This is a genomic window from Herbaspirillum sp. Sphag64, assembly GCF_014192645.1.
In the GTDB taxonomy this organism is placed as follows: Bacteria; Pseudomonadota; Gammaproteobacteria; order Burkholderiales; family Burkholderiaceae_D; genus Herbaspirillum.
Genome location: NZ_JACHYE010000006.1, coordinates 237,512 through 249,625, shown reverse-complemented (window position 1 = coordinate 249,625; position 12,114 = coordinate 237,512). Strand labels below are relative to the sequence as shown.

The window sequence follows — 12,114 nt, the reverse complement described above, 5'->3', positions numbered from 1 at the left end:
AGCTGTGAAAGTCGTGGGTTTGTTTGAGCTTGTTGAAGTGGGTAATACAACCGGCGAATTCACGTGGCTCGCTTGGACCAGCACCCATGCTGAAATTGGCTTCCTTGCCAAGGTAATCGGCTCGATCCAGTTCCTGAGGATGGGTCAGCGTGATGCTGATCCGATACGGCTCGCCCAGGGCTTCGATAGCTTCGAAGGAGACCACCGACAACAACGCTGCGCTGGCAGTGCCTGGAACCCCGACATGGTACCGCTGTTCGATGACGACTTCCTTGAGGGATGTTGCCAGATACTGGGGGCGCGTTTCAGATATCGCCATGCTAAGACCTTTTGTCGTAACAATGATTAGGAAAGGATGTGCCGTGATACACACCGACATGCCTCGAAAGCATGGCCGGTGTGAATTTTTCCTAGCTCAACTTACGACCGTTCGGTCCAGCTATCGCTGTGGATGATGTTGCCGTCCTTGTAGGACCAGGTAATCTCTTCGTAACGCAGCTCAACTTCTTCGAGATGGTTGTGTTTTTCGAAGGCTGGATTCTTGATATCCAACATTTTTGGCATAACACCAACGACTTTGACGTTCTCCAAGCGGGTGTTGAAGTATTCCTTCTCTTTTCCAGCGTCATCAATCTTGTACCACTTGATCTCAATCGACTTCAAAGTCTGACCGCTGGTAACAGCCTTGTAGAGATAAGGTGTCGAAGCATCGGTTTCCTTGGTGAACTGGATCGGCTTGTGCACACGGGTGCCGGTTAATTTTCCCGTACTGATATCAGTTGGGATATTTACACCATGACTGAACTCGACCAATTCAACGCTACCTTCACGACCGGTTACCGTCACTGACCCTTTGATATCGGCACCGCCGTCATCCTTGATCCACATATATGCTGGAATTGCCATTGTTTTCTCCTAGTTGAATAAACAGGCCATCTGGCCTGGGGGACGCTGGTTCCGGCAATCGGGAACCAGCGTGATTTCGACGCGTCGGTTAGCGGAACGTCCGGCCGCGGTATCGTTGCCAGCTTTGGGGCGTGTGTCGCCATAGCCTTGAATGGCAAAACGTGATGTCGGAATGCCAGACGCATCCGCCAGCCAGTCGCGCACAGCGGTAGCTCGCTCTTCAGATAGTTTTTGGTTACTTTTTGAATCGCCAGTGGAGTCACTATGGCCGGCAATGAGTACGCGTTTGTCCGTGTACGACTTGATCATCTCCAGTGCACTAACCAGAGCACGATTCGCGTCTGGATGCAGAACCGCGCTGGCACTGTTAAACAAGGACATGCTGTCGAGCTCAATCGTGACTGGCAAAGGAGCTGGCGGGGTATAGCCAGCAATCAGGGCATCGATACGCGACAACCAGGTGCGTCCTTGATAAAAGCCCATGCCCAGTCGCAAGGGAACACCGGTACGAAGATGAAATTCCAGCGTATCTCTGTCCTGTTTCAGGACAGTCAACGCCTCGACACGAGCGGCGTCTTGAACCGGAAGAATGGTTTCGTAAAGCTGGACATGACGATGCAGCGTCTGTACCAGTTCACGGTTTTGCCAGGCAGAGGCGGCTGCGGCACCCGCAAAAAAAATGAGCGCCCAGACCAGCGCATGCGCGAGGGTAGCTGGAAGGGCAGGACGCACTAGCCTCAGAGGAAAGGCTGGTAGCAGTATGTCTGGCAACGGCCAGGACGAGGACGAATGCGAAGACAAAGAAAGTGCTGACGAGACAGTATCACGCTGCATCAGTCCCGTGCGGGTAGCGGAAAATCGTGAAAATGCAGATTGCCGCGCAGTAGCTCCTGTCACGGTAGTCACGCCAAAAGCGAGAAGCTGTACCTGCTCGGTACGGCCTTGCTGGTCGGTCATGGTGGGCAATAGTGTTGATGATGCCCATTGGGCAAGCGCGTCCACTCTTGCAGTAAGGTATCCGAGTCTGCGGCGCATCGCATCTTGGGGCGGCAAAAACTGACTATATTGCGCGAGGGCGGAGGCGACATGTTCAGACACCGACGCGATTTTCAGAGGCTCGGAACCTGTTGCACCAAACCAGATGCCATTGTTTGTCGATGGCAAAGCATTATCTTGCAGATACATTGCGATGCCTGTCGGTAAGCGGTAGCCGATCGCCCGACTGGTTTCGCTGATGGCAGATCTGAAACTGAGAAGCGTGGCGCGCAAGCGGGTCTGCTCAAGGGGATCGTTGGTATGCATCAAATAGATGATTGCCTCCGGCCCTTGGCCGTCGCGCCAATGCATCAGCGCGTCAGCGATGTACATCAGTTGCGCTACTTCAGTCACGCGTATCCAGATTGCAGCATCCGTCAGGCGAACCGAGGTATCCCCAAAGCTTGCTTGCAAACTGACGGCATCTCCCGCAACCAAGACGAGTGGCGTGTTATGCAGCAAGCCTGCCGGTAAGTTATGCAGCGGCAGCGTGATATCGGCAAGTATTTCTTGTGTCGCAATTCGACGGCTACGATTGCTCTGGAATGCAACAAAGAGAGCGCTGATGCCGACCAGAACTGCCAGTACGGCAAGCGTTAAAGTCCAGCCAATAGACCAGGGAGAGCAGAATATCAGCCAAACAAGAACGAGTGTCAGTATCCAGACATACAGCGTGCCGGTGGCATAAGCACGTGCGTTTGTACTTGATCGTCGTGTCATCATTACTGAGTGAGCACTTTGATTGACATGGATAGCCAGTGCCGCAGACCCAAATAGGTAGCGATCGTTGCCAGCGTCGCAAGCAAAACCCAGAGCAGCGGTGAAAAATGAGGCCAGCGACGCCGAGGTTTCGTGTTCGTAACGACGATTGTGGCGCACTCTTCTGAAAATATATTGCCGCCACAACGCTCGATACGCGCGGCAAGGTCACTGATCAATTGAATGCGCTGCGCCTCGTCTTGTGGGGTGAATTTTCCCTTGAAGCCAAGTAGAAGAACGGTATGAAAAATCAATAAAAGACGTTGATTCGCTTGTGTTGCGGTCAGCCACATCTGCATGCGCGCGATTAACTGCTCTCCGGCATCGTGACTTCTGAACTGGGTAACTTGTAATGGCAGACGTTCCCATTGATCGCGATCCTCAGCTTTGAGGCAGGACAATACCGCTTCGTCCAGTAGTGCACACTGTGCGTAGAGCGCATCGTCGATGACATCGGGAGGTTCTCTGGCTTCTGTAAGCTCGATACGCAAGCGTGCCAACTGTGCTTCGCATGTCTGACGGAATACGGCAAATCCATCCCGAGGGATTTCACCAGCATGTAGCGCAGCGACGGTCAGTGCAGTATCACGTATGGCCAGTGGCAATCGGATAATAGAGGAGGAAGAGGGCGTCATGTTGGCAAGACTGCGTAAAGTTCAAGAGATACTTCCGGTAACGACGTCGGCACATAAAATTGGCAGGCATGTGCAGCCAGCATGCGTTTGAAGGCGGGATGCGTACTGTCGAGGGCAAAATAATGATTTTCTATCCGTACCGGGATGGCTGCCGGCAAACGCGACATGGTGCGCAAGGGAATGCCCGATAGTGCGGAATTGAGAATGTGTTCTACCTCGTCCGGTGCACCGGCCTTGCAAAGACGGGGAAATTGTTCCAGTAAGGCATGGCCAGGCAGTGAAGATTGCACCGATAGATAGAAATCTGCTTCCAGTAAGCGCTCTTCCCTGAGTTTGCCCTGCCACACGGTTGGTTTGGCACGCTCAAGCTCAATTGGCACCACGCGCGAAGGTACGACGGTATCGAGCAAGGATCGAATCAATTCTTCCAGGGTCGCAAATACCGGCGCAGGGGAGACGTGATCATACGGCGGTATTGAATTCAGGGTTTCTGTGGTAGAGAAGGTCACCAAAGTACCAGCCAACTTCGCCAGTACTGCGTACAAACGTTCAGGATGCTGATCCGGTGAAGCGCACAGGCGCGCAAGTTCAGGCCAACTGCTGTTGACGCTATGCAAAAGCCAGAATAAGGCAACATCAGCCACAGCGTAGTCCGCGATTTGGTCGGATCGCTCTCGCCGACGCACCGACAAGCTGGTGCTTTTGGCTGACAGGATGGACGACAAGCGCTCCATCCGTTCGGTCAGCTGTTTGCTGGCAGATAGAACGAGGCAAGGAGGTACAAAGGATGAGTCAAGTTCAAAGCCTCCCTGGGTGTTGCGAATCAGGCGGGCAATTGGACAAGTGACGTAGTCTCCGTACTGCTCGAAGTCGAACAACAATGCCAGCACATGCCGCTCTACACTGATCTCTTCCTGACCCTCACCGTTCATATCCGCAACATGGAGATATTCCCGCAGAAAGCGGCGAGGGCGAGCCGGCTTTTCGCCCGCTTCCATACAGTTGCCACCTTGCGCATCCTTGAGCGGCAGGCCGATCAAGATGTCAACCTGCGCGCAGTGCGCCGGAATGTCTTCGAGGTTACGTGCCAGCGGCAGCAGATCTGCTGTCGCAGTGTCAACCATTGTCCCATCCGGCAGGCGTACACAAAGTGAGGTCAGTTGAAGACGCTTGATGCCGAGCGCCTTTACATCTACCTCGACCTTGATGACGCCCCATGGATAGGGACTGACCATACGGGCAATCTGCTCATCGGCAAACTGTTCCCACATTGCCTGTTGCTGGAAATGCTGTGGCGTCATAAAAATGCCCTGCGCCCACAATGGTCTCGTAATTTTCATGTCTCTGGTATCGGTATGCAAAACGTGAGCGTGAAAACGCCCCTCCGCGCGGGGAAAAACACCACGCGGATGTCGCTTCTTTCATCTGGAATTAGCTAGTTTTTGGCCTTCGGCATCTGCGATACCAGGGAGAGGTTGATATCCATACCTTCAATCTGGAAGTGTGGAACGATGAACAATTTGATACGGAAAAATCCCGGATTGTCTTCAATATCCTCCACGACAACGCGCGCTTCACGCAATGGATGAGCCGCTTGCAATTCGTCGCCTGGATCCGTCATTTCGGTTACCAGTGTCTTGATCCACGTGTTCAGCTCCAACTCCAGAATACGGCGATCCTTGGTGGTGCCAATATTCTCGCGCTGAATCAACTTGAGATAGTGAGCAATGCGTGAGAGCAGGAAAATATACGGAAGGCGCGCATTGACACGGCTGTTCGCAGTCGCTTCTTTGGTGTCGTACAAGGTAGGCTTTTGCGTAGAGTGTGCCGAGAAGAAGCAGGCAAAATCATGATTCTTGTAGTAAGAAAGTGGAATGAAACCTAAATTGGCGAATTCGAATTCGCGTGTTTCAGGAATGAGCACCTCTGTCGGTATCTTGGCTTGATGACCAGTGCCAAGGTCATACAGATGAATGGGCAGATCTTCCACCAGACCACCAGCTTGCGGGCCACGGATTTGTACACACCAGCCATTCTTGATAAAACTTTGTACCATGTTGGCGGCAAACGCAAACGAGGCATTGGCCCACAGGTAGCGGCTATGATCCGGTCCCTTGACGGCTTCGGTATAGTTAAATGATCGTACTGGTGTGGTCTCAGGGCCATAGGGCAGGCGCGCCAGAAAGCGTGGCAGGGTGAGGCCAATATAGCGTGCGTCATCCGAATCCCGAAAGCTCTTCCATTTCAGATATTCGGCGCGATCAAAATAATTGCCGATATCACGAATACTGGCTACCTCTTCCATGTTGTCCTTGCCAAAGAACTGCGGTGATACCGAACCAATGAACGGCATATGTGCCGCAGCTGACACCTTGGAAAGATTGCGTAGCAAGGCGATATCCTGCGTGCCGCGGTCAAATTCGTAGTTCGAAATGATGGCGCCGATCGGCTCACCGCCGGGTGTATCGTATTCCTGGATATAGGTATGTCGGTATAAACCGCTCTGAATGACTTCCGGCGTGTCCTCAAAGTCCTGGCGGAGGGCTTCCTTGGAGACATCCAGCATTTCAATTTTGACGTTCTTGCGAAAATCGGTACGATCCACCAAAAACTTCAAACCGCGCCAAGCAGACTCTATTTGCTGAAAGGTATCGTGATGCATGATCGCATCTAATTGACAACTGATTTGCCGATCAAGATGTTCGATATGGAAATCCAGCAAGCTCTTGTCCAGACGATCCACTTGTTGTGCCGATGCCTTGATCATATTGACAAAAACATTCATTGCCTGCGTGATCCGTTCGTCGAGTGACGACTCGGACAAGGCATCCGGATCCTGAAATGCGTCAAAAGCACGGGTGCTGGTGATTGGCGTCAGGTTGATCTTGGCGCACAGAGTTTCATACACGCTGGTTGACGGCGCATCAAGCAGCACAGTATCTGCAGCATCAGCGCCGCGTTGCATGGTTTCTTTAGTCATGAGAGTGGATTTCCAGTAAGAAGCAGATGATGAGTTAAGCGGAAGGCGACGCGCCACTGATTTTCTCCAAATCTGCACGCAGGCCATCGGACAAAGCGGGATCCTTCAGAATCTTTTCCAGCTCGCGACGGAATGTGGCGTTGTCCAGTAGATTCGATTTCAGATCACGTAGCAGATTTCGGGCTGCCATCAATGCACGTAATTCAGGCACTTTTCCCGCCACAACGTCGGGCTTGAAGTCATCCATCCAAATAATTTTGCCGCCACAACGATGTCCCGATTTTCATCAGCTTCGTCATCCACATACAATTTTATTTCTGCCAAAGGAATGCTATGACGTATCGCCATCCTGTTTGCAAGGGTGATAAGACAACCGCCAACGGTGTTGTCCAGAGCGGCAACCCCAATCACAAAATTAGCAACCGGGAACTAGCCTATGAGGGTGACAAAATTTGGTGCGAGTCGTGCAAATCAATGGGGGAAATAGTCTGTTCCGGGCCGCGTCTTTCCATGACCGGCCCGGATGGAAGACGCATCGCGTTGAGTGGTGACGCATGTGCATGCCGTTGCCGGCCTCGCCCGAAACTGCTCGCTTCACAACGAACATCCTATATGGACATGTGAAGCGGTTCCTGTGAGGGACGTTCCAATTCACTGAAGGTATTTATGCTCAAGAAGTTACGGCTATCATTTGCCGCGATCCTGATTCTGGCATTGCTAGCCAGTCTCATTGTTTCTCTATGGGGTGAGCAGATCGGCTTAAGAACGTCTGAAGAGCGCAGCCAATGGCAATCCATCATTGCTGTCGGTGCGATTCTAGGCTCCCTATTTTCCTATCTGGATTGTTGGTCGCGCTGGGGTGTGGGGCTACAGAGACTAACTGACAAGCTGAAAATTCACTGGACAGAAAACGGTATCCTGGCACAGATACGATCTACGAACCTGTCCGGATCAGCGACCGCTATTCCGAATGCGTTAGCCAACCTGCGACAAACGTTGCAGGGGCAGTATGGTCGCTCTTGGCATTACCACCAACGATGGTTATTGCTGACGGGGGACGACGAAGCAATTGCCAGACTTTTTCCCTCATCGCAACAACAGCCATGGCTCATCACGGATGACGTCGTCCTGCTGTGGTGCAAAAGCGGTCCGGCCGGACAGCCAGACTATGCCTGGTTAAAGCAATTGCGCACGTTGCGACGACGTCGCCCTATTGATGGCATCGTACTGGTCAACACTTCAGGACGGTTAGATCAGCACCTTCTTCAAGACGATACTGTCAGCCACCTGTTATCTCATATTTCCCAAGGACTACGCTGGCGTGCACCGGCTGTCGTATTGGATCTGCATGGTGACGACAGACATCATGAGGGAGTTGCCTTAGTAGGAAGCGAATGGGACCACAATGCAGATGCCGACGACATTAAAAATGGCCTACTGACGTTACGTGACCGATTGACCTTAGTCGCGTTATCGCAATTGGGCAAAGAGCGCGGTGACAGGTATCTAGGGGAACTGTCACAGCGTCTGGATATCCGCAGCAAGTTCTTGTCGGCATGGATCGCCGGTGTGTGTCATACAAGCGCTCATCATGTCATATCAGGTGTCTTTTTCGCGCCATACCCGGTTGTATCTGAAGCCGCAAGCGCTGCCAACGCGATACCTGTTGTGAGACAGCAGTTGCCCTATCGCAATTTACCCTTATGGCGACACCTGGCCAAGACAGTACGACCCGAGTCCGGTCGGCGCATCGGCTGGCACCCCGTGACATTATTGTGCATCGTTGCACTCGTAGGCATTGCACTCTGGAATACAGGCATGCTGCTCTCTGCTGTGGTCAATCAGCGCGACATTCATTCTTTGCAGCAAACGCTAGCCCATGTTACCCATGCGCCCAGCAGCGACGCCCGGCTGCGCGGCCTGTTCACTTTGCAGCAGGAAATTGCACGTTATGAATATCGCGCTCACCATCATGCTCCACTGACAAGTCGTTTTGGTCTGAATCTCGATACGCGCATCCTCACGGCACTATGGCGGCCCTATGAAGAAGCTAGCCAGCGCCTGTTGGTCGCTCCTGTGCAGCAAACATTGGAGAGTGAATTGATCGATCTGGCACAATTGCGCAGTGATCAGCTTGATCAACAACCCGAACGTTATGCGCTAGACGGTCAGCTATCTCTCAAAACGTATCTGATGCTCGCCGAGCCTCAACGCAGTGAGTCGGCATTTCTGAAACCGCAATTACTACAGCGCTGGCAGCTCGATACGCAACTTGCTCCCGGTGAACAGATTGACCTTGCCGAACGTTTGCTGGGGTTTTACAGCGAACATCTCCCGTCCCATCCGGACTGGCGTATCACACCAAGCGTAGACCTGGTCACAGCAGCCCGGCAAACATTGCTGGCGGCTATCGGCGTAGAACAGGCCGATACGACGCTGTATCGCAAAATTCTCTCGGATGCTGCCAATAAATACCCGGACCAAACGCTGGCCACGTTGACACTGGGAACCGATCCGCGCGGTCTGATTCGTAACCATGCGGTCGTAGCTGGTGTCTTCACGCGACAGGCCTATGAAGGAACCATTGCCTCAGCCATCAGGGAGGCCGCCAAACGTCATGCCGTTAATGGTGATTGGGTATTAAACGGGCAGGCTTTGCTAGTGGCAAGCCAGTCTGCAACACAGGTACCGGAGCAATTGCAGGCAACACTGAGCGCGCAATACTTTGCCGACTATGCCGAGCAGTGGCAGACATTCATGAACAACACACAATGGGCGTCAGCTTCGACCTTACCGGCCGCCGTTGAACAGCTCAAACTGATGACCGATGCGCGCCAGTCACCAGTGATTGCCTTGATGAAGTCGCTGCAGTATCACGCTGGTGCTGGTGCGCAACGCGTCTCACTTTCCGATACTTTGGTGGCCAAAGCACAAGGTCTGATCGCAGCCAAAGGCTTGCCGGCTCCACAAGCACCCCTGCCTGATCCTGGCGGACCGCTTGCCAGCGCCTTTGGTCCCGTCTTGCGTTTGATGGGTACCGTGGCCAACAAGGATGGTAGTGCCGCAACAGAGAGCAGTGCACATGAGAGTAGTGATCTGAGTCTGCAACGCTATCTGGATCGCGTCAGCGCCTTGCGTCTGAGATTGCAGCAAATCAACAGCAGTTCCGATAGTGAGGCGCAGTCCAAACAGCTGGTGCTCTCCATGTTTCAAGGCAAGGGTTCGGAACTCGCAGACACGCAGGATTACGCGCAGTTGGTTGCTGTCAGTCTTGGCGAGCAATGGACTGGATTAGGCGACGCCTTGTTTGTCAAGCCTGTCACACAGGCTACCGAGACATTGCTGCAACCGGCACAGGCAGGTTTGAACCAGGCATGGAACAGCGGTATTGTCGCGCCCTGGTTTCGCGCATTTAACGGTCGCTATCCGTTTGTCACGACTGACAACGACGCCTCCTTTCCCGAACTGGCACGCTTCCTGCGGCCACAGACTGGATTGATCGCCAGCTTTTTGCACACGCAGTTGCCAGGGGTTCTCGAGTTGCAGGGTGAGCAATGGGTTCCCAATCCGGCCAGCAAACTCCATTTCGAGCCTGAATTCCTGCGCGCGATCAATACGTTGCAACGTATTGGAGGTCGTCTGCTGGTGCAGGGAGAGCCACAATACCGATTTGAGTTGATGCCCATGCCAACGCCAGGCATTACCGATACGGTATTGACCATCGATGCGCAAACGCTGCACTACTACAACCAACGCGAGCGCTGGCAGCAGTTGATCTGGCCCGTGAATCAGACGCAGGATGCCGGTACCCGCATTCAATGGCAAACCGAACGGGCTGGCACCAATAAGCGATATGAGTTTGACGGTCGCTGGGCCTTGATTCGCCTGCTCGAACGGGCCCGGATTGAGCCTCTCGACAGTGCGACCTATCAGTTGACTTGGCGGGGCACACCCGACGTCAGCGCAGCGCGACCAGCAACTACCGGAGCAGATCCGCGCCAGCCGCAAAGCGATCCCGATCATTTTCTGCCACGAGCACCAATGGCGCAAGCACCTGACGATATGTCTTATCCCTTGTCGTACCTGATGCGAACTGAGGCAGGGCGCGGACCGCTGGAAATGCTGAGCTTGCGTGACTTTATGTTGCCATCGCGAATCTTCGTGGTGCCCTCCCGTCACGCAGGTCAAAAAGGCCAAACATCATGATGACAAAATTTCTCAATGCCTTGTTTGGCAATCGTCCACCTGGCGATTTGGCACGTTCGTCGCAGGAATACTGGCGCGATTGGCTGCTGCCAATCAACCCGAACTCGGTGCTCGGCGACGACCTGACCTATGACGACGATTTTCTGGCGATCAAGGAGGAAGTCGCCAAGCTTTCTGATATTGACGATGCGCTGATCGTCAGCAATGCGGAACGTCTCTTGAAGTTCCGAGCCAAGGATGTGCGGCCAGCCGTCTACTATGTCTATGGACGCTTGCGTCAAGAGGGCGCGGAAGGGCTGGCGAACGGACTGGAACTGCTCTCGGCACTGGTTGACAGATTCGACGGGCAACTCCTCCCACAACGCTTAGAAACACGCAAGGCAGCGCTGGAATGGCTTACCGGTACAAGTTTTGGCAATCAGCTGGAACGTATAGATCGCCTGCAGGGCGCTGTACTGGAGCGCTGTCTGTCAGCATTGGCATTGATCGCTGAATGCACTGCACATTGGCCCGAGGTAGCCCGGCCTCAACTTGATGGCTTGTATCGCCGCTTCGAAACCTGCGTCGAAGGTAAGCAAGACGATGCTCTAACGGAATCAGAGAATTCTCTTTCGGTACCGACTGGTTCTGCCAAGAATGCCAAGGTGACCTTCCCCGTCAATGCTGCCATTGGTTCCAGCCGCGATCTGCTGGAGCGAGCTCGCGAAATGGCTTTGTTTCTACGTGAGCAGTCACAGGGTTATCTTGCTGCATATCGCTTATTGCGCTGCGTACGTTGGGACACGCTTACCGATGTACCACCGCACGACACAAGTGGAAAAACGCGGCTGGTTGCCCCGCGTACCGAGCTGCGCTCGCAATTGAAACGTCTGCTGCTGCAAAAGCAGTGGCCAGATCTGTTAGACCGCGTCGAACAGGCTTTTGTGGAAGGTGCCAATCATTTTTGGCTCGACTTGCAGTACTACGCTCACACAGCACAAGGTTACAGCGGTGGGGAGTATGCGCAAACACGCGATCTGGCTGCCACTGATTGCGCACTAATGCTGGAGCGGCTGCCGGGCATGCAGAATCTCTCCTTCAGTGACGGTTCACCGTTCGCAGAAGACACCACACTGGAATGGATTGGACGTTATGCCACAGTCCGCAATATCGAACGTGGGGAACCTGTGGTTCCAGCCGTCATGACAAGCATCCACCCCGATTGGGGCGAAACCGAAACCCAGGCCTTCGATGTTTTGCAACAACGGGGATTGGAATCCGCATTGGACTGGCTGCAAAGTCTGCCACCACAAAAAGGCGCGCGTCACGGCTTAGTCCAGCAACTTGTCATGGCACGCTTGTCTGAGCGGGCTGAGCGACTGGATGTGGCATTGCATTTATTGACAGTCGCCGACGCCACTGCCCGACGCTATGACCTGGACACGTGGGAGCCGGTTCTGGCATTTGAGCTAAAGCAGTACCTGTTGCGCCTGCTTGCGCTGCGCATGAATCGCAAGGATGTCGACAAACTCGCCAATGCGCAACGGATGGATAGCTTGCTCGGGGAGCTGACTGCGCTGGACCCGGCTCGCGCCGCAGGTCTAGCATGAATCG

8 protein-coding genes and 2 pseudogenes are annotated in these 12,114 nt (G+C 53.6%); 3 read left to right on the top strand and 7 right to left on the bottom strand.

What is annotated here, in order from left to right; genetic code table 11:
• The 7 genes and pseudogenes from FHW66_RS12430 to FHW66_RS12400 form a co-directional block, all read right to left on the bottom strand.
• A pseudogene (locus FHW66_RS12430) lies at positions 1-319 on the bottom strand (type VI secretion system tip protein VgrG); the annotation flags it as partial.
• Positions 320-420: 101 nt separating this feature from the next.
• The gene (locus FHW66_RS12425) at positions 421-906 is read right to left on the bottom strand and encodes an Hcp family type VI secretion system effector (RefSeq protein WP_183380107.1); all 486 of its coding nucleotides are present in this window, start codon (positions 904-906) and stop codon (positions 421-423) included.
• A gap of 9 nt (positions 907-915) precedes the next feature.
• Entirely contained in the window at positions 916-2,664 is a 1,749-nt protein-coding gene (locus tag FHW66_RS12420) for an OmpA family protein (protein ID WP_255458945.1), read from the bottom strand.
• The gene (locus tag FHW66_RS12415) at positions 2,664-3,335 is read right to left on the bottom strand and encodes a DotU/TssL family secretion system protein (RefSeq protein ID WP_183380106.1); all 672 of its coding nucleotides are present in this window, start codon (positions 3,333-3,335) and stop codon (positions 2,664-2,666) included. Before FHW66_RS12415 ends, FHW66_RS12420 begins: the two co-directional genes overlap by 1 nt.
• The gene (tssK, locus tag FHW66_RS12410; RefSeq protein ID WP_183380105.1) at positions 3,332-4,675 is read right to left on the bottom strand and encodes a type VI secretion system baseplate subunit TssK; all 1,344 of its coding nucleotides are present in this window, start codon (positions 4,673-4,675) and stop codon (positions 3,332-3,334) included. Before tssK ends, FHW66_RS12415 begins: the two co-directional genes overlap by 4 nt.
• A 95-nt stretch (positions 4,676-4,770) precedes the next feature.
• Positions 4,771-6,300: a type VI secretion system contractile sheath large subunit gene (tssC, locus tag FHW66_RS12405; RefSeq protein WP_370543458.1), complete on the bottom strand. Its 1,530-nt coding sequence runs from the start codon at positions 6,298-6,300 to the stop codon at positions 4,771-4,773.
• A 49-nt stretch (positions 6,301-6,349) separates the two neighbouring features.
• A pseudogene (locus FHW66_RS12400) lies at positions 6,350-6,562 on the bottom strand (type VI secretion system contractile sheath small subunit); the annotation flags it as partial.
• An 86-nt stretch (positions 6,563-6,648) separates the two neighbouring features.
• On the opposite strand from FHW66_RS12400, the gene FHW66_RS12395 reads away from it, so the two are divergent.
• From FHW66_RS12395 to tssA, 3 genes are read left to right on the top strand one after another with little or no spacing between them, the layout of a single operon-like run.
• Positions 6,649-6,939: a PAAR domain-containing protein gene (locus FHW66_RS12395; protein ID WP_183380103.1), complete on the top strand. Its 291-nt coding sequence runs from the start codon at positions 6,649-6,651 to the stop codon at positions 6,937-6,939.
• Between the two features lie 42 nt (positions 6,940-6,981).
• Positions 6,982-10,521: an ImcF-related family protein gene (locus tag FHW66_RS12390; protein ID WP_183380102.1), complete on the top strand. Its 3,540-nt coding sequence runs from the start codon at positions 6,982-6,984 to the stop codon at positions 10,519-10,521.
• Positions 10,518-12,110 carry a type VI secretion system protein TssA gene (tssA, locus tag FHW66_RS12385; RefSeq protein WP_183380101.1) on the top strand — a complete coding sequence of 531 codons (1,593 nt, stop codon included), beginning with the start codon at positions 10,518-10,520 and terminating at the stop codon, positions 12,108-12,110. The genes FHW66_RS12390 and tssA overlap by 4 nt, the downstream gene beginning before the upstream one ends.
• Positions 12,111-12,114 lie beyond the last annotated feature (4 nt).